At 70.1% G+C, this 24,334-nt stretch carries 23 protein-coding genes; 12 read left to right on the top strand and 11 right to left on the bottom strand.

All coding sequences use genetic code 11. The annotated features are described in order from the left end of the window. Window positions 1-111: 111 nt before the first annotated feature. The gene (locus ACLBYB_RS08235) at window positions 112-996 is read right to left on the bottom strand and encodes a glycoside hydrolase family 25 protein (RefSeq protein WP_020092958.1); all 885 of its coding nucleotides are present in this window, start codon (window positions 994-996) and stop codon (window positions 112-114) included. Between the two features lie 202 nt (window positions 997-1,198). Here ACLBYB_RS08235 and ACLBYB_RS08230 point away from each other — a divergent pair, with 202 nt between their 5' ends. Further along, window positions 1,199-1,642 (top strand): DUF488 domain-containing protein, encoded by a 444-nt coding sequence (locus tag ACLBYB_RS08230; protein ID WP_020092959.1) that lies wholly within the window; start codon window positions 1,199-1,201, stop codon window positions 1,640-1,642. A gap of 6 nt (window positions 1,643-1,648) precedes the next feature. Here ACLBYB_RS08230 and ACLBYB_RS08225 read toward each other — a convergent pair whose 3' ends face one another. From ACLBYB_RS08225 to ACLBYB_RS08210, 4 genes are all read right to left on the bottom strand, one after another. After that, window positions 1,649-2,035, bottom strand: a complete 387-nt coding sequence (locus tag ACLBYB_RS08225; protein WP_091678986.1) for a DUF6894 family protein — start codon at window positions 2,033-2,035, stop codon at window positions 1,649-1,651. Between the two features lie 47 nt (window positions 2,036-2,082). Beyond that, complete coding sequence (locus ACLBYB_RS08220; protein ID WP_020092961.1) at window positions 2,083-2,319, bottom strand: hypothetical protein; 237 nt, start codon at window positions 2,317-2,319, stop codon at window positions 2,083-2,085. A 143-nt stretch (window positions 2,320-2,462) separates the two neighbouring features. Beyond that, window positions 2,463-3,380 carry a response regulator transcription factor gene (locus tag ACLBYB_RS08215; protein WP_056531874.1) on the bottom strand — a complete coding sequence of 306 codons (918 nt, stop codon included), beginning with the start codon at window positions 3,378-3,380 and terminating at the stop codon, window positions 2,463-2,465. After that, window positions 3,373-6,747 (bottom strand): hybrid sensor histidine kinase/response regulator, encoded by a 3,375-nt coding sequence (locus ACLBYB_RS08210; protein ID WP_447698463.1) that lies wholly within the window; start codon window positions 6,745-6,747, stop codon window positions 3,373-3,375. Before ACLBYB_RS08210 ends, ACLBYB_RS08215 begins: the two co-directional genes overlap by 8 nt. 283 nt (window positions 6,748-7,030) lie before the next feature. Here ACLBYB_RS08210 and urtA point away from each other — a divergent pair, with 283 nt between their 5' ends. From urtA to ACLBYB_RS08165, 9 genes are all read left to right on the top strand, one after another. Further along, window positions 7,031-8,299, top strand: a complete 1,269-nt coding sequence (gene urtA / locus ACLBYB_RS08205; RefSeq protein WP_331299290.1) for an urea ABC transporter substrate-binding protein — start codon at window positions 7,031-7,033, stop codon at window positions 8,297-8,299. 192 nt (window positions 8,300-8,491) lie between these two features. Continuing rightward, on the top strand, window positions 8,492-9,418 hold the full coding sequence (gene urtB / locus ACLBYB_RS08200; protein ID WP_447698568.1) for an urea ABC transporter permease subunit UrtB: 927 nt from the start codon (window positions 8,492-8,494) through the stop codon (window positions 9,416-9,418). A gap of 12 nt (window positions 9,419-9,430) precedes the next feature. Next, on the top strand, window positions 9,431-10,603 hold the full coding sequence (gene urtC, locus ACLBYB_RS08195; RefSeq protein WP_447698462.1) for an urea ABC transporter permease subunit UrtC: 1,173 nt from the start codon (window positions 9,431-9,433) through the stop codon (window positions 10,601-10,603). 7 nt (window positions 10,604-10,610) lie between these two features. Beyond that, on the top strand, window positions 10,611-11,396 hold the full coding sequence (gene urtD / locus ACLBYB_RS08190) for an urea ABC transporter ATP-binding protein UrtD (protein WP_447698461.1): 786 nt from the start codon (window positions 10,611-10,613) through the stop codon (window positions 11,394-11,396). A 2-nt stretch (window positions 11,397-11,398) separates the two neighbouring features. Continuing rightward, window positions 11,399-12,163 (top strand): urea ABC transporter ATP-binding subunit UrtE, encoded by a 765-nt coding sequence (gene urtE, locus ACLBYB_RS08185; RefSeq protein WP_447698460.1) that lies wholly within the window; start codon window positions 11,399-11,401, stop codon window positions 12,161-12,163. 161 nt (window positions 12,164-12,324) lie between these two features. Further along, the gene (fmdA, locus tag ACLBYB_RS08180; protein WP_447698459.1) at window positions 12,325-13,554 is read left to right on the top strand and encodes a formamidase; all 1,230 of its coding nucleotides are present in this window, start codon (window positions 12,325-12,327) and stop codon (window positions 13,552-13,554) included. 118 nt (window positions 13,555-13,672) lie between these two features. Continuing rightward, window positions 13,673-13,990, top strand: coding sequence for an FmdB family zinc ribbon protein (locus tag ACLBYB_RS08175; RefSeq protein WP_447698458.1), 318 nt, complete (start codon window positions 13,673-13,675; stop codon window positions 13,988-13,990). A 47-nt stretch (window positions 13,991-14,037) separates the two neighbouring features. Beyond that, entirely contained in the window at window positions 14,038-15,093 is a 1,056-nt protein-coding gene (locus ACLBYB_RS08170; RefSeq protein WP_020090552.1) for an aliphatic amidase, read from the top strand. 31 nt (window positions 15,094-15,124) lie between these two features. Then, entirely contained in the window at window positions 15,125-15,694 is a 570-nt protein-coding gene (locus ACLBYB_RS08165) for a ClpP family protease (RefSeq protein ID WP_447698457.1), read from the top strand. 189 nt (window positions 15,695-15,883) lie between these two features. On the opposite strand, the gene ACLBYB_RS08160 is transcribed toward ACLBYB_RS08165, so the two are convergent. Both ACLBYB_RS08160 and ACLBYB_RS08155 read right to left on the bottom strand, forming a co-directional pair. Next, window positions 15,884-17,845 carry a cytochrome C oxidase Cbb3 gene (locus ACLBYB_RS08160; protein WP_447698456.1) on the bottom strand — a complete coding sequence of 654 codons (1,962 nt, stop codon included), beginning with the start codon at window positions 17,843-17,845 and terminating at the stop codon, window positions 15,884-15,886. A gap of 134 nt (window positions 17,846-17,979) precedes the next feature. Beyond that, window positions 17,980-18,732 carry an SDR family NAD(P)-dependent oxidoreductase gene (locus tag ACLBYB_RS08155; RefSeq protein ID WP_427507419.1) on the bottom strand — a complete coding sequence of 251 codons (753 nt, stop codon included), beginning with the start codon at window positions 18,730-18,732 and terminating at the stop codon, window positions 17,980-17,982. Between the two features lie 111 nt (window positions 18,733-18,843). Here ACLBYB_RS08155 and ACLBYB_RS08150 point away from each other — a divergent pair, with 111 nt between their 5' ends. After that, window positions 18,844-19,737 (top strand): LysR substrate-binding domain-containing protein, encoded by an 894-nt coding sequence (locus ACLBYB_RS08150; RefSeq protein ID WP_447698455.1) that lies wholly within the window; start codon window positions 18,844-18,846, stop codon window positions 19,735-19,737. A gap of 10 nt (window positions 19,738-19,747) precedes the next feature. Here ACLBYB_RS08150 and ACLBYB_RS08145 read toward each other — a convergent pair whose 3' ends face one another. Both ACLBYB_RS08145 and ACLBYB_RS08140 read right to left on the bottom strand, forming a co-directional pair. Next, on the bottom strand, window positions 19,748-20,689 hold the full coding sequence (locus ACLBYB_RS08145; protein ID WP_447698454.1) for a 2-hydroxyacid dehydrogenase: 942 nt from the start codon (window positions 20,687-20,689) through the stop codon (window positions 19,748-19,750). A gap of 104 nt (window positions 20,690-20,793) precedes the next feature. After that, window positions 20,794-21,081 (bottom strand): hypothetical protein, encoded by a 288-nt coding sequence (locus tag ACLBYB_RS08140; RefSeq protein WP_244492186.1) that lies wholly within the window; start codon window positions 21,079-21,081, stop codon window positions 20,794-20,796. A 160-nt stretch (window positions 21,082-21,241) separates the two neighbouring features. Here ACLBYB_RS08140 and ACLBYB_RS08135 point away from each other — a divergent pair, with 160 nt between their 5' ends. Next, window positions 21,242-22,714: an MFS transporter gene (locus tag ACLBYB_RS08135; protein ID WP_447698453.1), complete on the top strand. Its 1,473-nt coding sequence runs from the start codon at window positions 21,242-21,244 to the stop codon at window positions 22,712-22,714. Window positions 22,715-22,799: 85 nt separating this feature from the next. Here ACLBYB_RS08135 and ACLBYB_RS08130 read toward each other — a convergent pair whose 3' ends face one another. Both ACLBYB_RS08130 and ACLBYB_RS08125 read right to left on the bottom strand, forming a co-directional pair. After that, window positions 22,800-23,801 carry a glucokinase gene (locus ACLBYB_RS08130; protein WP_056531852.1) on the bottom strand — a complete coding sequence of 334 codons (1,002 nt, stop codon included), beginning with the start codon at window positions 23,799-23,801 and terminating at the stop codon, window positions 22,800-22,802. Window positions 23,802-23,918: 117 nt separating this feature from the next. Then, entirely contained in the window at window positions 23,919-24,323 is a 405-nt protein-coding gene (locus ACLBYB_RS08125; RefSeq protein ID WP_447698452.1) for a DUF4260 domain-containing protein, read from the bottom strand. Window positions 24,324-24,334: the final 11 nt, after the last annotated feature.

The raw sequence follows: 24,334 nt of genomic DNA, 5'->3' as shown, positions 1-24,334 counted from the left end.
AGAGTCTCCCGTCAGGATCCTCTCGGGCTCGCCCGCCGGTGCGCGGGCCCGTCAGCCATACCCCGCGCTCTACGTCCTTGAACTAACCTAGGTTTCGCCAACGCCTTTCATCTACTTGTCCGTGCAGAGCCCCTGCTCGGAGAGCCGCTTGTGCTCGCGCGGGTCGCAGTCGGTCGTCAGGAACGAGGCCCATTCGGACGGGGTGCCGTAGAAGGCGTTGCGGTCGACGTCGCCGCGCACGCCCGGAACCCGGCCCGTGGACGTGAACTGCCACAGCATCCACTTGCGGTTGACGAAGCGCTGCTCCGGCTCGGCCGCGGTGGAGCGCAGCCAGTGCGGGTAATCGGGGAGCTCGCCCTCCAGGACGTCCTTGTGGAACGTGATGTCGGTGTAGATGATCGGGCGCTTGCCGGTGTAGCGCTCCATCTCCTCCAGCATCTCGGTGACCATCGCCAGGGCCTGGGCCTTGGGCAGCTTCTTCGGACAGGTCTGCGAGTGGCCGTTCCACTCGACGTCGAGGACCGGCGGCAGGGCGGTGGGGTCGTTGGGGACGTTCTTCTTGAACCAGTCCATCTGCTCCCGGGCGGAGCGGCACCAAAACACGAAGTGGTAGGCCCCGCGCGGCACGCCGGCCCGGGCCGCGCCGTCCCAGTTGGTCCGGAAGCGCTCGTCGACGTGGTCGCCGCCCTCGGTGGCCTTGATGAAGGCGAACTGGGTGCCGGCGGCGCGGACCGAGGCCCAGTCGACGTTGCCCTGCCACTTCGAGATGTCGATGCCCTGAATCGGGTGAAGCTTGGCCTTGGCCACGCCCGGATGGGGCTTGGCGTCGCCCTTCGTCGGGTAGAAGTCGTTGTTCGACGCGCAGGCGGCGAGGCCGGCCAGGATCGCGGCGGCGGCGAAGCGCCCGGCGAGACGCCGGGCCGGCTTGAGGCGACTGATCAGGCCCCGAGCGAGATCTTCGATCGGTGACCGCGAAGGCGTGTAGATCCGCGACATCAGTGTTTAGCCCGCCACCGAAGATGCGCCACAGACAGGCGTATTCGATGGCCCTGGCGCGGTTAACGGAGCTTTGCGATCATTGCGGCGGAATTCCGGGACGCGTTGCATCCCCGCGACATACGGCGTCGATCCCCGGCTGGTTCACAGGGCCGCATACGGCTAAGTCGCGGTCCCGCAACGCGAGTCCGGACGGGGCACCGTGAGTAAGCAACTCTTTACCATAGGCTACGAAGGCCTCGACTCGGAGCGCCTCGTCGGCGTCCTGCGCTCGGCCGGGGTCGCGGTGCTAGCGGATGTCCGGGCGGTGGCGAACTCGCGCAAGCGCGGCTTCTCGAAGGGCGCGCTCGGCACCTCCCTGCGCGAGGCCGGGCTCGGCTACGCGCATCTGCGCAGCCTCGGCACCCCGAAATCCGGCCGGCAGGCGGCGCGGGCCGGGGACGCGGCGCTGATGCGCCGGATCTACTGCGAGGAAGTGCTGGACACCGCTGCCGGGATCGCGGCGCTCGACGAACTCGCCGCGCTCGCCGAGGCGTCGCCGATCTGCCTGCTCTGCTTCGAGCGCGATCCGGCCGGCTGCCACCGGCGCGTGCTGGCCGAGCGCCTCGCGCCGCGGGGCTTCGTGGTCAGCGATCTCTACGGCTGAAGCGTCTCAGCGCCCGGGCAGCGGTCGCGGCTGCGGCTGCGCGCGCATGCCCAGCGCGCCAGCGAGGCGCCGGACCGGGCCGAGGGCGGCCGTCAGTCCCCGCGGCGCGGCCCCGCGGGGCGCGCGCGGCCGGCGCCGGTCGGCGTCGGGCACCGGCTCGACCGGCAGGTACAGCGTGTCGAAGAAGGACATCTCGAGCAGCACGGCGCCGTCGTCGCCGGTGATCACCATCGCGGCCTCCATGAGGCGTGGGTCGCCGCCGTGCTGACGCATCAGCCCCTGCACGATCGTGCGCGCGGTCGACCGGGCGGCCTCGACATCCTCGACCCACTGGGCCGCCGAGGCCGGGAGTGAGGCGTTGCCGAGGCGGATGGTGAAGTGCGCGCGAACCATGGAGCGCTCCTGGGAGGGGACCGGCGGGGCGCCGCCGGCAACGGGTGTCAGGCGGCCTGGGCGTCGTCGACCGCTTCGGCGACGCTCGCGCCGTCGGCCTCGGATCTCTCGGCCGCGGATTTCGGATCGAAGGCGTCCGCGAGCAGGCCGAGGCGCCGCGCCATGTCCCGCACCTCGTTGAGGGCGATCGACTTCTGGCCTTCCTTCACCGCCCGCGTGATGTCGCTGACCTGGGTGGTGGCGATCCGCTTCAGTTCGTCGGCGAGCTGCTGGCTGGTCATCATCGCATCCGGACTCGGCTTGTCGGGCTGAGCCGGGACCGTGGGGCGGCGGGGCTTACCAAGGCGTTTCGCCGGGGATCGACGCCTGTGGACAAGCTTGGGGATCCGCGGCCGGCGCAACCCTGCCGACAGGCCTCCGCGCGGGCTCAATCCTGCAGGTGCCGCGCCGCGATGATCGAGGCGGCCGTGCGGTTCTCCACGCCGAGCTTCGCGTAGATGCTCTCGAGGTGCTTCGTCACGGTCCGGTGGCTGAGCCCGAGGATCTCGCCGATGTCGCGGCTCGACTTGCCCCGGGACAGCCAGAGGAGGACCTCCGCCTCGCGCCCGGTGACCGGCAGGCGCACCCTCAGCCGCTCGACCCCCGCCGACAGCGCGTCGCGCGACAGGCGGAGCAGGATCTCGTCCGGGGTGCGGCCGATGAAGCTCAGGGCGTAGGCGACGCCGTCGCGATCGGTCAGCGCGAGGGGCTGGGCGGCGCCGGCGAGGCAACCGCGCAGCCACTCGCGGGCGCCGGCGGGCAGCGCGGGGGCGCCGGAGGGTACCGCGCCGAGCCCGGCGAGCAGGCGTCCGGCCTGCGGGGTCGACCACAGGATCGTGCCGTCCTCGGCGACCGCGAACAGGGTCCGCCCGGCCGTGTCGAGGGCGGTCCGGGCGCTCTGCGCGGCGCGGGCGCTCGCGAGATGCACGCGGATCCGGGCCAGGATCTCGTCGGGGGCGATGGGCTTCGTGACGTAGTCGATCCCGCCGGCGGAGAGCCCCTTCACGATGTGCTCGGTCTCGCTCAGCCCGGTCATGAAGATCACCGGCACGCCGGCGAGCTGCGGCTTGGCCTTGAGCCGCCGGCAGGTCTCGAACCCGTCGAGGCCCGGCATCACCGCGTCGAGGAGGATCACATCGGGGGTGATCTCGTCCACCAGGGTCAGGGCGAGGTCGCCGCCGACCGCGACCAGCACGGTGGCGCCGGACCGCTCGATCGCCTCGGTGAGGAAGCTCAGCGTGTCGGGCGAATCGTCGATCACCAGGACGATGTCCCGGTGCGGCTGGACCTTCGGCGCCTCAGTCATGGCGGGCGAGTTCCTGCAGGACCGCGAGGTAGCGGCGAAGGTCGTATCCCTCGACGAGCCCGCGCATCCGGGCGACGAAAGCGGGCGGCACGGTCGGGTCCTGCTCCATCTGGGTCAGCTTGGCCTCGATGGCGCGGATATGCCCGATCCGGCCGAGGCGCAGGAGCTCGCCGACATGCTCGGGCCCCGGCCCCGGGACGTCCGCCGTGGCCGCGGCCGCCCCGGACCGCCCCGGCGCGGCGCCCTCGGTCCATTCGAGGTGCAGGAGCTTGCCGATCCGCTCCATCACGTCGCGCAGGTCGAAGGGCTTGGCGAAGATCGCGTCGTGCGGGGCGTCGTCGCCCCGGGTCGGGCTGATCTCGTGGACGTTGGCGGACATCATGGCGATCGGGCCGGTATGCCCGGCCTGCCGCAGGGCCGCCGCCGCGGCCCAGCCGCTCATCCCGGGCATCGCGATGTCGAGGAGGATCAGGTCGACGCCGCCCTGCGCGACCGTCGCGAGGCACTCGGTTCCCGACCCGGCCTCCCGCACCGAGATGCCCTGCGGCTCCAGGATCGCCCGCATCAGCGCGCGGTGCGCGCTGTCGTCGTCGGCGACCAGGACGGTGCGGCGCGCGCCCGCGTAGGCCCGCTCCGGGGGTGCGGCCGGCGCGGCCGGGGCGATCGGCGCGGGCTGGGCCACGGAGGCCAGCATCAGGCGCAGCCGCGCCTGCGTGCCGCCGCCGGGGGCGGCGGTCACGGTGATCTCGCCGCCCAGCAGCTGCGCCAGCAGGTTGGCGATGGTGAGCCCGAGCCCCGTGCCCGGCGTGCTCCGGGCGGCCGGGGTCGAGCCGCGCTCGAAGGGCTCGAAGACCCGCGCGAGGTCCGCCTCCGGGATGCCGGGGCCGGTGTCGCGGATCGTGAACACCGCGATCTGGCTCCGGTAGCTGAGGTCCAGCGAGACGGTGCCGGCTTCCGTGAACTTGATGGCGTTCGACAGCAGGTTGAGCAGCACCTGCCGCAGGCGCTTCTCGTCGGTGGCGACCACCGCCGGCAGGATCTCGGGCCTTGAGAACCGGAACTCCAGTCCGGCCTCCCGAGCCTGGAGGCGGACCATGTCGACCAGCTGGTCGAGGAAGTCGGTCAGCCGGACCTCGTCGCGGTGGATCTGGAGGCGCCCGGCCTCCATGCGCGAGATGTCGAGGAGGCCGTCGATCAGGCCCGACAGGTGCTGGGCGCTGCGCCGGATCACCCGCAGGCCGTTGACGCGGTGCGCCGGGATCGCGGGGTCGGATTCGAGGAGCTGGGCGTAGCCGAGCACCGTTGAGAGCGGCGTTCGCAGCTCGTGGCTGATCCCGACCACGTAGCGGCTCTTGGCCTGGTTGGCGGCCTCGGCCCGCTCCTTGGCCTCCTGCAACTTGGCGTCGGTGACTTTATGGGCGGCGATCTCGGCCTGGTAGAGCGCGGTCTGGCGCATCGTCTCGGCCTGGGCGACGCGCCGGCTCTCCTGGGCGAGCACGAAGAGCCACGCCACGACGCCGAGGATCACCACCAGGGTGAAGAACACGCTGGTCAGCGCCGTGCGCAGGAACTCGCGATTCTCCGGGTGGGCGATCGTCGCGCCCGCGTGCACGATGCCGAGGATCAGGCCGATCACCGCGCAGAGCGTCAGCATCACCGCGAGGTAGCGGCCCAGTGGCGCGCCGATCCAGGCAGCGGTGCGGCCCGGCAGGATCCGCGCGACGGCGGCCTGCGCCTGCACCTCCAGGCGCCCGTGGGGCTTGCACAGGTCGCCGCAGCGGGCGTCGAGCGAGCAGCAGAGGGAGCAGATCGGGGCGTCGTAGGCCGGGCAATGGGCCATGTCCTCGCCCTCGAAGGGCAATTCGCAGACCCGGCAGACCACCTCGGCCGCGCCCCAATCCCGCTTCGGGACCCGCGCCAGGTACCAGCGCCCCGCCGTCGCCCAGGCGATCGCCGGCGCGGCGCAGAACGCGATCGCCAGGGTCAGCAATGGCGCGAAGGGCTGCAGGGTCGCGCCGAGCCAGCCGACATAGGACGCGCCCCCGGCCGCGAGGGCCAGCGCCATGGCGCCGGTCCCCACGGGATTCACCGCGTAGAGATGGGCGCGCTTGAACTCGATGCCCGGGGGCGAGAGTCCGAGCGGCTTGTTGACCGCGAGGTCGGCGGCGAGCGCGCCGACCCAGGCCGAGACCACGGAGGCGTAGAGCGGCAGCGTGCTCTCGATGGTCTTGTCGATGCCGAGCTCCATCAGGAGCACCGCGATGGCGACGTTGAACACGAGCCAGACCACCCGCCCCGGATGGCTGTGGGTCAGGCGCGAGAAGAAGTTCGACCACGCGATCGAGCCGGCATAGGCGTTGGTCAGGTTGATCTTGAGCTGCGACACGAGGACGAACAGCCCGGTGAGCAGCAGGGCCGCCCGGCTCCCCTCCCCCGTCAGGTAGCCGAACGCCACCGCGTACATGCGGGTCGGTTCGGCGGCGTGCTCGGCCGGGACGCCGTGGCCCAGCGCCAGGACCGCCAGCGCGGCGCCGAGCAGGATCTTCAGCATCCCGGGCAGGATCCAGCCGGCGCCCCCCGACAGGACCGCCAGCCACCAGTGGCGGTCGCGCGGGCCCTGCGGCTCCGGCACGAAGCGCAGGAAGTCGACCTGCTCGCCGACCTGGGCGAGCAGCGCCAGCAGGACGCCGGTGGCGAGACCGAAGCGCGCGAGGTCGAAGCCGCCCCCGGCGCCGTCGAGGCCCGGGTAGCCGGCGAGCGCCCGCAGCGGCCCCGCGCCCTGCGCCGCCACGAAGATCAGCGGCAGCAGGCTCAACCCGATCCAGATCGGCTGCGTCCAGATCTGGAACCGGCTGATCAGCCGGATCCCGTAGACGACGAGGGGAATCACCGCCCCGGCGCAGAGCAGGTAGCCGATGCCCAGCGGCAGCCCGAAGCAGAGCTGCAGCGCCAGCGCCATGATCGCCGCCTCGATGGCGAAGAACAGGAAGGTGAAGCTCGCGTAGATCAGCGAGGTGACGGTCGAGCCGAGATAGCCGAAGCCGGCGCCTCGGGTGAGCAGGTCCATGTCGACGCCGTAGCGGGCGGCGTAGACCGTGATCGGCGCCGCCGTGGCGAAGATGATCAGGCCGACGACCAGCACGGCCGCCACCGTGTTGGGAAATCCCGCTGTGAGCGCCAGCGTCCCGCCGATCGCCTCCAGCGCGAGGAACGAGATCGAGCCGAGGGCCGTCTGCGCCACCTCGAGGCTCGACCAGCGCCGCGCCTTCTTAGCGGTGAAGCGGAGGGCGTAATCCTCCAGCGTCTCGTCGGCGACGAAGCGGTTGTAGTCCCGGCGGATGGGGATGATGCGCTGCGGACCGCTCATCGGGCCCCGGCCGGGACGATCAGCCCGTCGTGCCCGGGCAGCGTCGCGCACGGGCGGCCGCGCGACGCGCGCGCGCGCGAAAGACCGGGCACCGGAGCGGTGCTCCCACTATTCGCGCTCTCAGCCACCCCGACCTCGAAGTATTCCGCCGCGATGGTGCGGCGCATGCAAGACCACGGCCATACGCAAAATCGCGTATAGGCCGCACCGCAACCCAGGACCTAGCATGCGCTCGTCGATCCGGGCCGCCTCTCAAGGCCCGGACGCGAACAGGGTCAGGCACATGGCAGACGACACCGAGACCGGCGCCGATCACGGCTTGCGCTCCCCGCTGCGGCGCAGACTGCTCATGGGATTGGCCGGCGCCCCGGCGCTGGCGCTGTTGCCGCGCACCGCCTGGGCGGCGCCGCCGACCGCGGCGGTCAACACCACGGGCCTCGCGGTGACCGACAGCGAGGTGACGGTCGGCATCCTGCACTCGGTCACCGGCACGATGGCGATCTCGGAGACGGGCGCGCAGGAAGCGGAGAAGCTGGCGATCCAGCAGATCAACGACGCCGGCGGCGTGCTCGGCCGCAAGATCAAGATCATCCAGGAGGACGGCGCCTCCGACTGGCCGACCTTCGCCGAGAAGGCCAAGAAGCTCCTCGTCAACGACCACTGCGCCGCCGTGATGGGCTGCTGGACTTCGGCCTCGCGCAAGGCGGTGCTGCCGGTGTTCGAGCAGTACAACGGCCTCCTGTACTACCCGACCTTCTACGAGGGCCTGGAGCAGTCGAAGAACGTCTTCTACACCGGCCAGGAGGCCACGCAGCAGATCCTCGCCGGCCTCGACTGGGTCCACAAGGAGAAGGGCGGCGACAGCTTCTACTTCATCGGCTCCGACTACATCTGGCCGCGCACCTCCAACAAGATCGCCCGCAAGCACGTGGAGAACGTGCTCAAGGGCAAGGTCGTCGGCGAGGAGTATTTCCCCCTCGGACACACGCAGTTCAACTCGGTCATCAACAAGATCAAGCTCACCAAGCCCAAGGTGATCTTCGCCGACGTGGTCGGCGGCTCGAACGTGGCGTTCTACAAGCAGCTCAAGGCGGCGGGCATCGACCTGTCGAAGCAGGTGCTGATGACGATCTCGGTCACCGAGGACGAGATCGACGGCATCGGCGGCGAGAACATCGCCGGGGCCTACGCTTGCATGAAGTACTTCGAGTCGATCCAGAACGAAAACAACAAGGCGTTCGTGGCCGCGTTCAAGAAGATGTGGGGCGAGAAGACCGTCATCGGCGACGTGACGCAGGCGGCCTATCTCGGCCCGTTCCTGTGGAAGATGGCCTGCGAGAAGGCCGGCTCGTTCGACGTCGACAAGGTCGTGGCGGCCTCGCCGGGACTGGAGTTCAAGGGCGCGCCGGAAGGCTACGTGAAGATCGACGAGAACCACCATCTCTGGTCGAAGACCCGGGTCGGCCGGGCCAAGCCCGACGGCCAGTTCGAGATCGTCTACACCAGCCCCGAGCTGATCAAGCCCGATCCCTTCCCGAAGGGCTACCAGTAATCCGTTGTCCGGAGGGGTGAAATCACCCCTCCCCGTCATCGCGAGCGCAGCGAAGCGACCCAGGGCAGCGGGACTTCCCGGCACGAAGCGCGTCCCTGGATTGCTTCGCTCCGCTCGCAAAGACGGCCCGGTTCGCCCGGAGGCCGTGACGAGTCGGCAGAAGACGCACTCCTTTTGCGGAAGACCGAAACCATGCTCGGCGACTACTCCCTCGGTGACCTCGGCGCCATCTTCGCCATGCAGGGCTTCGCCGGCCTGATCCTGTTCTCCGTCTACCTGCTGATGGCGCTGGGACTCGCGATCATCTTCGGCCAGATGGGCGTGATCAACATGGCCCACGGGGAATTCATGATCCTCGGCGCCTACGTCACCTATCTCTGCTCGACCTTCTTCCAGACCTACCTGCCGTCACTCTTCCCGATCTACTTCTTCATCGCGATGGGCTTGGCGTTCCTCGCCTCCGGGGCTCTGGGCATGCTGGTGGAATGGGGCCTGATCCGGTTCCTCTACAAGCGCCCGCTCGACACGCTGCTCGCCACCTGGGGCCTGTCGCTGATCCTCCAGCAAGCCTACCGGTCGATCTTCGGCGCCCGCGAGGTCGGCGTCGAGCTGCCGTCCTGGCTGATCGGCTCGGTGCAGGTCACCGACACGATCGAGATCCCGATCAACGGCCTGTTCGTCATGGCCGTGACCATCCTGATCACCGTCAGCGTCGCGCTTCTGATCTTCCGCTCGCGCTTCGGCCAGCAGGTCCGTGCCGTGATGTCGAACCGCGCCATGGCGGGGGCGGTGGGTATCGATACCGAGAAGGTCGATCGCTACACGTTCGGCCTCGGCTGCGGCATCGCGGGAATCGCCGGCTCCGCCTTCACGATGATCGGCTCGACCGGGCCGACCTCGGGCCAGCTCTACATCGTCGACACCTTCCTGATCGTGGTGTTCGGCGGCGCCGCGAGCCTGCTCGGCACCATCGCCTCCGCCTTCTCGATCTCCCAGACGCAGTCGACCCTGGAGTTCTTCCTCTCCGGCTCGATGGCCAAGGTCATCACCCTGCTCGCGGTGGTCGGCATCCTCATGCTGAGGCCCCAGGGCCTCTTCACCCTCAAGGTCCGGCGCTGAGGATTTTCGACCATGACGAACCCGGTCCAGACCCTCACCAAATCCGTCACCGTCAACGACAACCCGTTCATGAAGCCGGTGGAGTGGCTGAGCCTGCTCCTCCTGGCCGGGGTGATCCTGGTCGTCCTGCCGCTGGTGCTCGACAGCTTCCGCCTCAACCTCGTCGGCAAGTACCTCACCTACGCCTTCGTCGCCCTCGGGCTGGTGATCTGCTGGGGCTACGCGGGCATCCTCTCCCTTGGCCAGGGCGTGTTCTTCGGCCTCGGCGGCTACTGCATGGCGATGTACTTGAAGCTGGAAGCTTCGAGCATCGAGAACACGAAAATCCAGTCCACGCCCGGCATCCCGGACTTCATGGACTGGAACCAGATCACCGCGCTCCCCTGGTTCTGGCAGCCGTTCAAGAGCCTGCCGCTGACGCTGATCCTGGCGGTCGCCGTCCCGGTCCTGTTCGCGATGCTGATCTCCTTCGCGATGTTCAAGCGCCGGGTCGGCGGCACCTACTTCGCCATCATCACCCAGGCAATCGCCGCGATCCTGACGATCCTGATCGTCGGCCAGCAGGGCTACACCGGCGGCATCAACGGCATCACCGACCTGCGCACCCTCCACGGCTGGGACATCCGCACCGACTCGGCGAAGTTCATCCTGTACTTCGTCAACGGCGGCCTGCTGATCGCCTGCATCCTGGCGGCGCAGTACGTGAAGAAGTCGAAGCTCGGCCGCATCCTCGTCGCCATGCGCGACAAGGAGGACCGGGTCCGGTTCTCCGGCTACTCGGTGGCGGGCTTCAAGGTCTTCGCCTTCTGCTTCGCCGCCGGACTGGCGGCGATCGGCGGCGCGATGTTCACCCTGCAGGTCGGGTTCATGTCGCCCTCCTTCGTGGGCATCGTCCCCTCGATCGAGATGGTGATCTACGCCGCGGTCGGCGGGCGCCTGTCGCTGTTCGGCGCCGTCTGGGGCACGCTGCTCGTGAACTGGGCCAAGACCAGCTTCTCCGAGAGTTTTCCGGATCTCTGGCTGTTCGGCCTCGGCGCTCTGTTCATCGCGGTGGTGCTGGCCTTCCCGAACGGCCTCGCCGGCATCTGGCGCGAGCACATCGAGCCCCGCCTCACCCGCCGGGTGAAGGGGCTGCGCGCCCCGCCGCCCGCCATCGTCCCGCCCCACGGCGCCCCGGCCGAGTGAGCATGCCATGAACGCCGCGATCCTCTCCTCCCCCGTGGTCGGCGCCGAGTCCGCCCCGCCCGACTACCTCCTCGCCGTCGAGGCGCTCACGGTCTCGTTCGACGGGTTCAAGGCGGTGAACGACGTGTCGTTCTACGTCGATCCCGACGAGATCCGGGTGATCATCGGGCCGAACGGCGCCGGCAAGACCACCGTCCTCGACCTGATCTGCGGCCGCACCCGGGCAAGCGCCGGCTCGATCAAGTACAAGGGCCAGGAACTGACCAAGCTCTCCGAGAGCGCGATCGTGCAGGCCGGGGTCGGCCGCAAGTTCCAGACGCCGTCGATCTACGACGACCTGACGGTGTTCGAGAACCTGGAGATCTCGTTCCCCCGCGGCCGCTCGGTCTTCGGCGCCCTCACGTTCAAGCGGGACGCGGAGGTCCGCGACCGCATCCACGCCATCGCCGAGACGATCTTCCTGAAGGACCAGCTCAAGGAACGGGCCGAGTTCCTGAGCCACGGCCAGAAGCAGTGGCTGGAGATCGGCATGCTGCTGATCCAGGACCCGGAGCTGCTGATGCTCGACGAGCCGGTGGCCGGCATGAGCGTCGGCGAGCGGATCAAGACCGCGGAGCTGCTCAATCAGATCATCAAGGGCCGCTCGGTCCTGGTGATCGAGCACGACATGAAGTTCGTCGAGGACATCGCTCACCGGGTGACCGTCCTGCACCAGGGCAAGGTGCTCTCCGAAGGTTCGATGGAACGGGTCAAGAACGACCCGAAGGTCATCGAAGTGTACCTGGGACATTGACGATGGCGTCGCTCCAGACTGCGCGCATCCCCGGCGTCCAGGCGCCCCCGCTGGCCGCGGCCCCGTCCGCGACGCCGGCCCTCGCCGTCGAGGACCTGCACGCCGCCTACGGCCAGAGCGAGGTCCTGCACGGGCTGACCTTCTCGGTGGCGCCCGGCGAGATCGTCGCCGTGATGGGCCGCAACGGCATGGGCAAGACCACGCTGATGAAGACCCTGATGGGACTCGTGCCGGTCAGGGCCGGGTCGATCCAGGTCGAGGGCGCGGACGTCGCCGGGCTCAAGAGCCACGCCCGGGTCGCCAAGGGCCTCGCCTACGTGCCGCAGGGCCGGATGATCTTCTCGACCATGACGGTGCAGGAGAACATCGAGACCGGCCTGACGGTCACGGGCGCCCGCAAGGTGCCGCAGGACCTCTACGACATGTTCCCGGTGCTCCTGGAGATGAAGGGACGGCGCGGCGGCAACCTGTCGGGCGGGCAGCAGCAGCAGCTCGCCATCGCCCGGGCCCTGGCGAGCCGCCCGAAGGTCCTGCTCCTCGACGAGCCGACCGAGGGCATCCAGCCCTCGATCATCCGCGAGATGGGCCGGACGCTGAAGGCGATCCGCGACGCGCGCGGCCTCTCCATCGTCGTGTCCGAGCAGGTCCTGAGCTTCGCCCTCGACGTCGCCGACCGGGTGATCGTGCTGGAGAACGGCGCCATCGTCCACGAGGCCCCGCGCGACGGCATCGACGAGGCCGCCGTCGCCCGGTTCCTCTCGGTCTAGCCGCCGAACGCTTCGTACGGGCCGTCATCGCGAGCGCAGCGAAGCGACCTAGGGCAGCGCGAGGCGTCAAGACGGAGCGCCGCTGGATTGCTTCGCTCCGCTCGCAAAGACGGCGACGCCAAAGATTTGAGCAACATAATCGCAGCAGGGAGTCGTAAAAAATGCCCGAGACGCTGATCAAGGTCGATCTCACGCAATCGGCCTACGACAACGACATGGTGCACAACCGCTGGCACCCCGACATCCCGATGGTCGCCTACGTGAAGCCCGGCTCGGACTTCATCGTCGAGACCTACGACTGGACCGGCGGCTTCATCAAGAACAACGATTCCGCCGACGACGTGCGCGACATCGACCTGTCGATCGTGCACTTCCTCTCGGGTCCGATCGGCGTCGAGGGCGCCGAGCCCGGTGACCTTCTGGTGGTCGACCTCCTCGACATCGGCGCCAAGCCCGAGAGCCAGTGGGGCTTCAACGGCTTCTTCTCGAAGAAGAACGGCGGCGGCTTCCTCACCGAGCATTTCCCGCAGGCCCAGAAGTCGATCTGGGACTTCGAGGGCATGTTCACCAAGTCGCGCCACGTGCCGGGCGTGCGCTTCCCCGGCCTGATCCATCCCGGCCTGATCGGCTGCCTGCCCGATCCGAAGATGCTGGAGACCTGGAACACCCGCGAGAAGGCGCTCTACGACACCGACCCGGAGCGGGTGCCGGCGCTCGCCACCCTGCCCTTCGGCCCGACGGCCCATATGGGCCGCCTGAAGGGCGACGCGAAGGACGCGGCCGCCGCCACCGGCGCCCGCACGGTCCCGCCGCGCGAGCACGGCGGCAATTGCGACATCAAGGACCTGTCGCGCGGCTCGAAGATCTATTTCCCGGTCTATGTGCCCGGCGCCGGCCTCTCGATGGGCGACCTGCACTTCAGCCAGGGCGACGGCGAGATCACCTTCTGCGGCGCCATCGAGATGGCCGGCTGGGTGCATCTCAAGGTCGATCTGATCAAGGACGGCATGGCCAAGTACGGGATCAAGAACCCGATCTTCAAGCCGTCGCCGATCACGCCGAAATACGACGACCACCTGATCTTCGAGGGCATCTCGGTCGACGAGAGCGGCGGCCAGCACTACCTCGACGTGCACATCGCCTACCGGCAGGCCTGCCTGAACGCGATCGAGTACCTGAAGAAGTTCGGCTACTCGGGCGCGCAGGCCTACTCGATCCTCGGCACGGCGCCGGTCCAGGGCCACATCTCGGGCGTCGTCGACATCCCGAACGCCTGCGCGACGCTCTGGATACCGACCAAGATCTTCGAGTTCGACATCAACCCGGGCGCCGACGGACCGACCAAGTTCCTCGACGGCTCGATCCAGATGCCGCTCTCGCCGGATCTGTGATGGTTCGTTTCCCTGCCGGTCGCGGCTGACGCGACAGGCCTCCTCTCCCGTGCGGGAGAGGGGGCCAGCGATCCTTCGGCACCGTTCGTACCTCTCAAGTTCATTCCGGGAGCCTCCCATGCCCGTCTACGACTACGCCTGCGAGGCCTGCGGGCCCTTCACGGTGATGCGGCCGATGGCGGAGTTCCGCGAGCCGCATGCCTGCCCGGATTGCGGCGGCGCGAGCCAGCGCGCCTTCCTCACCGCGCCGCGCATCGCCGGCATGGATGCGAGCCTCAGGACCGCCCACGCCACCAACGAGCGCAGCCGCCACGCGCCCAGGCGCTCGGGCAGTCACGGGGCCGGCTGCGGCTGCTGCTCACCCAAGAAAGCGAGCGCCGCTCCGGCCGCCGCCAAGAGCTTCCCGAAGGCGCGGCCCTGGATGATCAGCCACTGAGCCGCCCTCTACCGGGGGGACGATCAAGGTCAGGAGGACATCACGCCATGATGCACGGAGACATCTCGTCCAGCCAGGACAGCGTCGGCGTCGCCGTCGTGAACTACAAGATGCCGCGCCTGCACACCCGCGCCGAGGTGCTGGAGAACGCCAAGGCGATCGGCAAGATGATCGTCGGCATGAAGACCGGCCTGCCCGGCCTCGACCTCGTGATCTTCCCCGAATACTCGACCCACGGCATCATGTACGACGCCGCCGAGATGTACGAGACCGCCTCGACGGTCCCGGGCGCGGAGACCGAGGTGTTCGCCGCCGCCTGCCGGGAGGCCAAGGTCTGGGGCGTGTTCTCGCTCACCGGCGAGCGCCACGAGGAGCACCCGCACAAGGCGCCCTACAACACCCTGATCCTGATGAACGACCAGGGCGAGATCGTGCAGAAGTACCGCAAGATCATGCCCTGGACCCCGATCGAGGGCTGGTACCCGGGCGACCGCACCTACGTGTCGGACGGGCCGAAGGGGCTGAAGATCAGCCTGATCATCTGCGACGACGGCAACTATCCCGAAATCTGGCGCGACTGCGCCATGCGGGGCGCCGAGCTGATCATCCGCTGTCAGGGCTACATGTACCCGGCCAAGGAGCAGCAGGTCGTCATCTCGAAGGCGATGGCCTTCGCCAACAACACCTACGTGGCGGTGGCCAACGCGGCCGGCTTCGACGGCGTCTACACCTATTTCGGCCACTCCGCGATCATCGGCTTCGACGGCCGCACGCTCGGCGAGTGCGGCGAGGAGGAGATGGGCATCCAGTACGCCGCCCTGTCGAAATTCCTGATCCGGGACTTCCGCGCCCACGGCCAGTCGGAGAACCATCTCTTCAAGCTGCTGCACCGCGGCTACACGGGCATGATCAACTCGAAGGAGAACCGGCACGGGATGTCGGAATGCCCCTACGATTTCTACCGGCGCTGGATCGAGGATCCCGATGGAACCCGCGACGCCGTCCGGGCCATTACCCGCCAGAGCGTCGGCACGGAGGAATGCCCGATCGAGGGCATCCCGTTCGTGGGCAAGGGCGCGGGCGCGCCCGACCCGGCGCGCTGACCAGCCGGCCGGTCGCGCGACCAGGAGGACCATGGACACGACTCCCCTCGGCCCCACCGCCTTCCGGGCCCCGGCCGTCCTGCTCTCCGGACCGGTCGACTACGACATGTACAAGGACTTCCGCCGCCAGCTCGACGCGGCGGGGGACCGCGACCTCGTCGTCGTCGAGCTGACGACGCTCGGCGGCGACCCGGAGGTCGCCCGGATGATGGGCGAGGACATCCGCTTCAACAGCGCGATGGATCCGAACCGGCGGTTCGTCTTCCTCGGCAAGGCCGCGATCTACTCGGCCGGCACGACCTTCATGAGCTTCTTCGCCCGGCAGAACCGCTACCTGACCTGCGGGACGCGGCTGATGATCCACGAGCGCAAGATGAACAAGCAGCTCCAGGTCGAGGGACCGCTCACCACCTGCATCGCCTCCGTGAAGGCGACGCTCAACGAGATCCTGTGCTCGATCGAGATCCAGAACGAGGGCTTCGCCAACCTGATCCAGGGCTCTGACGTCACCCTCGACGAGGTGCTCGAGAAGGCGCCGGCCAACTGGTACCTCGAGGCCGAGGAGGCCAAGCGGCGCGGCCTGATCGAGGCGGTGATCTGAGCCGCGTCTTTGCGAACGCAGTGAAGCAACCCAGGGCAGCGCGACACCGGCGCGCGCGGCGCTGCTGGATCGCTTCGCCCCGCCCGCGAGGACGATGAGATTTTACAGCGCCGGGTAAGAGGCCCCGAGGATGCCCCAGACCGGGGTGAGGGTCTGCGACATGGGAGATCCGGCTCGCGGGCGGCGCGGTCAGGGCGTCGCGGCCGGCTCCGTCAGGCGATCGACCGAGAGCAGGTACGCGATCAGCGCCGTCTGCTCTTCGCGCGAGACGCCCGAGCCGGCATCCGCCCAGTAGGCGTGCCCCTTGCCGGTCACGCGGGCGATCCGCGCCGTGTCCGAGGCGGCGTTGGCGGCGATCACCTTCGCCCGGAGATCCCGGTCGACCAGGGCGCGCAGGCTGTTGGCGGGATCGGGGGCGACACCCCGGTACAGCGTGCCCGGTACGCCGAGCTGCGACCCCGCCTCGGAACCGACAGCGACGCCGGAATCGTGCAGGTACGGCGCCGTCCAGGCGAGGCCCACGAGGTTCGGCACCTTGTAGCCGCCCTCCGTGCCCCCCTGCCCCCAGGCGAGCTGCACCTGGGCGAGGGCGTCGCCCGCGAGCGGCACCGGGACGATGACCGGGTCGCCCGGGGTCGGGAACGGCGTGTCGGCGGCGAACATCGCCGGCGCCGACAGGCGCGCCTCCATCTTGGCGCCCGCCCGCGCCCGGGTCGGCTCAGTGCCGATCTCGGCCTCCGGGACGACCCGGTGGTTGGTGAGCGCCGGGCCGGAATGGCAGCTGCCGCAGCCGGCCTTCTCGAACACCGCGCGGCCCGCGCGGACCCGGTCGGGATCCTGCCCGGCGGCCGGCGGGTGCAGCAGGTTCTGGAAGGCCGACATGGCGTTGTTGGCGTGGTTGACCGGCTCCCCGGGCACGGACGTGAACAGGCCGTTGTCGGTGACGTAGTTGGTCGCCGGATAGGTCGGCAGGACCGCGTAGCTGTTCAGCCCCGGCGAGGCCGGGGTCGGATCGACGCTGCGCAGCACCTCCGACGGGCTCCGGCCGCCGTCAGGCCTGTAGCGGAACGCCTCCGTGGCCGAGCCGCGCAGCACGATCCCGAGATACGTCTCGGGATCCATGCCGAACAGCCAGGACGCGGCGGCGGCGAGCTGGGTCGTGTCGGAATTGGCCGCGTGGACGTTGTTGTTTAGCGAGGACAGGCCCGCGAAGGGCCCGATCGCCTCGCGCCCGCTCCAGCTGTAGGGCTCGCCGTGGGCCGAGAAGCTCGACGGGATCGAGGTCGGGTTGGTGACCCGGTCGGCGGACGAGTCGAAGCTGCCCGGCGGCCAGCTCGCCACCTGCACCTTCGTGGCCGCCTCGACGGAAGCGGCGTCCGGGAGCGCCGGCCCCGTGCCGGTCGAGCCGGTATGCTGCGGATCGGCGGGGGGCTTGGCATCGGCCTCCGGCACGCTGGCGTGCATGAAGTAGGCCGAGGAGTTCTTCGCGAGCGCCATCAGCAGGCCGGCATTGAGGTCGGTGTTGGGCGCGCCCTCCACGACCCTGCCGGTGCCGGGATCGACCGCCGCGTGGCACAGGGCGCAGGTGATCCCCATGCGCAGGTGGCCGCGGTCGTAGAAGGTCTTGATCCCGATGATGAAGGCGCCGCCCTTCGGCACGTCGAGCCCGGTCGGGACCAGCTCGCCCGCCCGGTAGACGCGGTCGCCGACGCGCACGTCCCTGGCCATGGCAACTTTGAGATCGGTGGTGCCCTGGCCACCGAGCTTGGCCACCGCCAGGGCGACCTGCGTGGGAGTCAGGCCGCCGTCGAGCATGCCCATGACGTCGGTGAGGAAGACCTCGTTGCCGAACGTCTCCTGATAGAAGGCCTGCCGGCCGCGCTCGACCATGGCGGGATCGATCGCGACCGCACCGCTCTTCGGCGAGAGCGCCTTCCGTCCGGCCTCGGTGCCGCTGAGCCGGTCGGCCTCCGCGCGCGAGACGCGGCGTCCGAGGATGTCGAAGGCGGTCTCGATCGGGTAGCGGTCCGGGTTGAGCAGGTCCGCCCGGTCGGGCATCGGCGCGTAGCTGAAGCGGCCGACGCCCAGGGCGACGCCGGCCGCGACGGTCACGAGTCCGGCGGTGATCAGGATGCGGCGCGGCCAGCCCATGGAAACCGTTTGTCCTTCCCGGCGCCCGCCCGCGAGGAAGCGGGACCGGAGGGCCGGGCCTTTAACCGCCGGCCATTGCCAGGGTTCACGGGGGCGGCCGGGACCGGGTGTCGCGTCCCGGCCGCCCCGAACCCTCAGATCTGGACCTGCCCGCCGTCGGCGAACAGCTCGACGCCGTTGACGAAGCTCGCCGCGTCCGAGGCGAGGAACAGCACCGCCTGGGCGATCTCCTCGGGCCGGCCGACGCGGCCGGCCGGGATCTGGCCGGCGAGGACATCCTTGGTGGCCGCCGCCTGATCGCCGCCGCCGAAGAGCTCGTCGAGGCCAGCGGTCTCGGTCACGCCCGGGCTGATCGTGTTCACCCGGATGCGCCGGTCCTTCAGGTCGAGGATCCAGTTCCGGGCGAAGTTGCGCACGGCCGCCTTGGTGGCCGAGTAGACGCTGAAGGCCGGCGTGCCCGAACTGCCGGTGGTCGATCCGGTGAGCACGATCGCGGCCCCGTCCCGCAGGAGCGGCAGCGCCTTCTGCACGGTGAAGAGCACGCCCTTCACGTTGGTGTCGAAGATGCTCTGATAATGCGCCTCGGTGATCGCGCCGAGCGGCGCGAAGCTGCCGCCGCCGGCATTGGCGAAGACCACGTCGATCTGCGCGTGCTTCTGCTGGACCGCGTCGTACAGGCGGTCGATGTCGGCGAGGTTCGCCATGTCGCCGCGCACGCCCGTGATCCGGCCGCCGATCCGCTTCACCGCCGCGTCGAGCGCCTCCTGGCGGCGACCGGTGATGAACACCGAGGCCCCCTCGGCCACGAAGGCCTGAGCGGTCGCGAGGCCGATGCCGCTGGTGCCGCCGGTCACCACCACCACCTTGTCCTGAAACCTGCCGGTCATCGTCGTTCTCCGCTGTTCGGCGCCGTGCGCGCCGCTGTTTAAAGAGATGCCGCCGGAACGATGGTGCGGGTAGTCGGCGATTGTGGCACTCAGCGTTCCACAGGAGGAACGATGGTCCGCGCCGATCTCAACGACTACGTCTACTTCGCCGAGGTCGTCGCGCACGGCGGCTTCGCCGCGGCCGGCCGGGCGCTGCACCAGCCGAAGTCGAAGCTGAGCCGCCGCATCGCGGCCCTGGAGGCGCGCCTGGGCGCCCGCCTGATCGAGCGGTCGAGCCGGCGCTTCCGCGTGACCGAGGTCGGCCAGGGCTTCTACGAGCGCTGCCGGGCGATGATGCTCGAGGCGGAGCGTGCCGAGGCGCTCGTCGCGGAGGCGCAGATCGAGCCGCACGGGCGGATCCGCATGAGCTGTCCGACGGGCCTCACCGACATCGTCGCGGCGCGCGTCCGCGGCTTCCTCGTCCGATACCCGAAGGTGCGGCTGCAGCTGGTCGTGACCGACCGGCCCGTCGACCTGATCGAGGAGCGGATCGACGTGGCGCTGCGGGTCCGACGGGACCTGACGAGCGACGCATCGCTGACCATGCGCACGCTCGGAACCTCGCGGTGGATCCTGGTCGCCGCACCGCGGATCGCGCGCGGCCTCGGCCCCGACATCGCCGCGCTCGGGGCGGTCCCGACCCTCGGCACCCGCGACGATCCCGGCGAGGCGGAGTGGCGGCTGGAGCACCGGGACGGCACGATCTTCACCCTGCGCCACGAGCCGCGCCTGACCTGCGGCGACTTCGCCGCGCTGTGCGACGCGGCGGCCGACGGCCTCGGGGTCGCGTTCCTGCCCGACCACGCCTGCACCGATGCCGTCGCGGCCGGCCGGCTCGTGCCCGTCTACCCGGACTGGCAGGGTCAGCCCGGGATCGTGCACATCGTCTTCACGACCCGGCGCGGGCTGCCGCCGGCCGTGCGGGTTCTGATCGACCACCTCGCGGCGACATTCCCGAAGCTGTGAGGCGCGCGCCCTAGTATCCGCGCGCCGCGTCGACGCCGTCCGGCACCTGGCCGGTCCGCCGATAGGCCCGCAGGTTGGCCGCCACCGTGGCGGCCGCCGAATCCATGTCGGTCGGCCCCGAGACGTGCGGCAGCACCGTCACGCCGGGATGCGACCACAGCGGCGACTCCGCCGGCAGGGGCTCGACCGCGAAGACGTCGAGCACGGCGTGGGCGAGGTGGCCCTTGTCCAGGGCGGCGATCAGGTCCTCGGTGACGATGATCGGTCCGCGGGCGAAGTTGATCAGCGCGGCGCCGGGCTTCAGGGCGGCGAGGCGCTCGGCGTTCACGAGGCCCCGCGTCTCCGGCGTCAGCGGCACGAGGCAGACGAGGATGTCGCACCGGCCGAGCATCGCCGGGAGGCCGTCGGCGCCGTGGAACGTCTCAAGGTCCGGCACCGCCTTGGGGCTGCGGCTCCAGCCGACGACGCGGAAGCCGGCTCCGGTGAGCCGCTCCGCCGCCGCGGTCCCGAGCGCCCCGAGGCCGAGCAGGCCGACCGTGGTGTCGGACGGCTTGCGGTAGGCGTGCGGGCGCCAGACCCGGTCCCTCTGCTGGCGGGCGTAGGCCGGCATGTCGCGCTGGAGATAGTAGGTCCAGGCCAGCACGGCCTCGGCCATGGTGCGGGCCATCTCGCGGTCGACGAGGCGGACGATCGGCAGCGGCCGGTCGAAGGCGCCGACGAGCTTCTCGACCCCGGCCCAGAGGCTCTGCACCCAGACGAGCCCCGGCAGCGCCGCGACCTCGGCCGGATCGGGGTTGGCCACGACGGCGACCCGCGCGGCCGCCCGGGCCGCGTCGTCCATCGACCGGAACGGGATCAGGCGCTCCTCGGGCATGGCCGCCGAGAGGATCCGCAGGTACTCCGCCTCCTGATCCGGCCCCTTGCACCCGACCAGGGCGATCGCCTCCGCCATCAGCATCCTCCGCACCGTACCGCTTCGCCCGTCCACGCGCGGGCGAAGCAGGCGCTGTGCCTGACGGGATCCGGATCGTCGAGATGGGTCGGGCGCCGGCTCGGTCAGCGCGCCTCGATCAGCGCCGGGTAGACGAGGCGGACGTTGCGCCGATCCTCGGGGATCGCGGTCTCCGCCCGCTTGCGGATGCTGCCGGTCGTCGCCGCCACGACGGGCTCGGTCGGCCGCAGGCGCCAGCGCTCGGCCGCCTGGATCGCGACGCGGGGCTTGGGCCGTTCGAGGTGCCGGTCCGCGCCCTCGGTGGGGGCGGTCGCGAGCCCGCCGAGCGTCATCGCGGCCAACAGGGCGTAGCGGGGCCAGGATCGGCGGGGACGGGCGGGACTGGAAGGCATGGGAGGGGCACCGCGTGGACCTCCCTGTTCTGCGCCGCGCACGTGAAGACGAAATCGAACCGAATCGATTTCCAACCCGTTCCCAACACCTGCCTACAGTCGCGGTAAATGCCCGCTGTCCAGGCACGGTTAAACAGGTGAATCGGGAGGACACGCGGACATGGCGAGCAAGGTCGAGGGGGGATCCGGGACGCCGGAGCGCGCGGAGATCGGCCGCGTGATCGACACCGACATCTCCGCGCGCCTGGACCGGCTGCCCTGGGGCCGCTTCCACGTCCTCGTGATCGTGGCGCTCGGCATCACCTGGGTGCTGGACGGCCTCGAGGTGACGCTCGCCGGCTCCCTGGTGGGCGCGCTGCGCCAGCCGCCGATGTCGTTCTCGGAGTTCGACGTCGGGCTCGCCGCCTCCTGCTATCTCGTGGGCGCCGTGACCGGCGCGATCGGCTTCGGCTGGCTCACCGACCGGATCGGCCGGAAGAAGCTGTTCTTCATCACGCTCGCCCTCTACCTCGTCGCCACGGCGGCCACCGGCCTGTCTTGGAACATCTGGAGCTTCTGCTTCTTCCGCTTCCTCACGGGCGCGGGGATCGGCGGCGAGTACACGGCGATCAACTCGACCATCCAGGAGCTGGTCCCGGCCCGGGTCCGCGGCTGGACCAACCTCGTCATCAACGGCTCGTTCTGGATCGGCGCGGCGCTCGGCTCGTTCATGTCGATCGTGCTCCTGAAGCCCGAGGTGATCGACCCGGCCTGGGGCTGGCGCGTCGCCTTCTTCACCGGCGGCGCCATCGGCCTCGTGATCCTGCTGCTGCGCACCTGGATCCCCGAGAGCCCGCGCTGGCTCGCGACCCACGGCTACGCCGCGGAGGCCGACCGCGTCGTCACGGGCATCGAGAAGCGCTTCACCGACGAGGGCGTGACCCTGCCGCCGGTGGACGAGAGCAAGCGCATGAAGGTCCGCACCCGCGACCACACCCCGCTCTCCGAGGTGTTCAAGGCGCTGTTCGTGACGAGCCGCAAGGAGACCATGGTCGGCCTCGCGCTGATGATCGCGCAGGCCTTCTTCTACAACGCGCTGTTCTTCACCTACGCGCTGGTGCTGGAGCGCTTCTATCAGGTGCCCGGCAACCATGTCGGCTGGTACCTGCTGCCCTTCGCGCTCGGCTCGTTCCTCGGCCCGCTGCTCCTCGGGCGGCTGTTCGACACGATCGGTCGGCGCAAGATGATCGCCTTCACGTACGGCATCTCGGCGCTGCTCCTCGCCGGCGTCGGCCTGCTGTTCCGCCTCGACATCCTCGGGCCGGTCGGCCAGACCGCGGCCTGGATGGTGGTGTTCTTCTTCGCCTCGGCGGCGGCGAGCTCGGCCTATCTCACGGTCTCCGAGACGTTCCCGCTGGAGATCCGGGCGCTCGCCATCGCGGCCTTCTACGCGGTCGGCACCGGCATCGGCGGCGTCTCGGGCCCGCTCCTGTTCGGCACGCTGGTCGAGACCGGCTCGCGCGACTGGGTGCTGTTCGGCTACGGCCTCGGCGCGGTGCTGATGCTCATCGCGGCCATCGTCGGAGGCATCTGGGGCACCGCCGCGGAGGGCAAGTCCCTGGAGGAGGTCTCGAAGCCGCTGGCGGCGGCCTGAGGGCGGGCCCGGCGCGACAGCGGGACGCGCGCGGAGCGGAGCCGTCCGGCCTCGCTCCGCGCCCGGCCGACGCCGCCGCGGGCGCTCACGCTCCCTTCCGCCACACCTGCCCGTGGTAGACGAACTTGGCGCCCTCGTTCGCCAGGGCCGCCAGGCCCCGGAAAGCGGGGTCGTGGACGGTGATCACGCTGGTCGGGATCTGGCGCATCATGGCGGCGAAGGGCGCCTTCTTCTCGAAGGCGTCGCGGAAGCCGCTCTCCTCCAGCACCTTGAGGATCCGGGGCGCGATGCCCCCGCCGATATAGACCCCGCTCGTCGCCAGGAAGGTCAGAGCGAGGTCGCCGCAGACGCGTCCGAGCACCCGGCCGAACAGCGCGAGCGTCTCCGCGGCGTGCGGATCGGTGGCGTTCAGACCGGCCTCGGTGACCGCGGCCGGCTCGATCTTCTCGTGCGGCTGCCCGGTCCGGACATGGGCGACGGCCGCGTGGAGCCGCGACAGGCCCGGCCCCGACAGCACCGTCTCCACGGTGATCCGGTCCTCGACCCGCTCCAGCGCGTGCCAGACCTTCTCCTCGAAGGCGTCGGCCGGGCCGATATCGGTGTGGCCGACCTCGGTGGAGACGATGGCGAGATGCGCCGCATAGGGGACCAGCGCGGCCGCGCCGAACCCGGTCCCGGGGCCCAGCACCACGCGGGCGCCGCCGGGCACGGGGGGACAGGGGCCGACCGGCGTGAGGTCGTGGGGCTCGATATCGGCGGCGCCGGCCGCCACCGGCACGTAGTCGTTGACCACCGTCGCCGAGGAGAGCCCGAAATCCTCGGCGATGCGCTGGCCCGCGATCTTCCAGTGCGCGTTCGTCAGCTGGATCTCCGGCCCGTCGACCCGGCCGGCGATCGCCAGGATCGCCGAGCGCGGTGCCGGGCCGCCACCCTTGGCGAGCGACGCCTTGATGGCGCTCGACGGATCGGGATGGTCGGCGGTCGCCTCGTGCGCGAGGAGGCGGGGCTGGTCGCCGGACGTCTCGATCAGACCGAACCGCGCGTTCGTCCCGCCGATGTCGCCGACCAGAACCGGAAACTCGAACATCGCAACTTGCCCCTGCTCTCTGGCCCGCCGCGACGGGACTCGCGTCCAGCACGGCTCCGGCGATTCATCGGCCGCGCGACACCGCGCGGGCAAGTCCCAATCGGCGGCATCCGCCGCTCAGGATTGCGCGATCGTCTTGTCACGCGCCCGGCCGATCACGCCGAGATGGGTATCTCCGAAGCCGCTGCCGTATTTGAGACCGTAACCGAGGGCGCGGTCGAGGCCGATATGGGCCAGCCAGATGAGGACCGGCCCGACGGCCTCGGGGCGGCCCGAAGCGATCGCCAGGGACAGGCCGACGAGCGGCAGCGCGAGCGTGTGGGCCGCGTTGTAGAGCACCGCGCCGACCACGGGACCGGCCGCGTAGCCCAGCATGCTCAGGTCGGGGACGAAGAGCAGCGCCGCGAAGAGCCACCACGGCGGCCCGAGCCAACCATAGGCGAGTAGGGCGGCGACCAGGATGCAGCCCCCCTCCAGCCGCAGCAGCAGGCGCGGCCAGCCCGTGACGGAACGCCCCGACATCGCGACCTCCC

This window comes from Methylobacterium sp. D54C (assembly GCF_053345595.1).
This window is presented reverse-complemented; position numbering and strand designations above follow the sequence as displayed.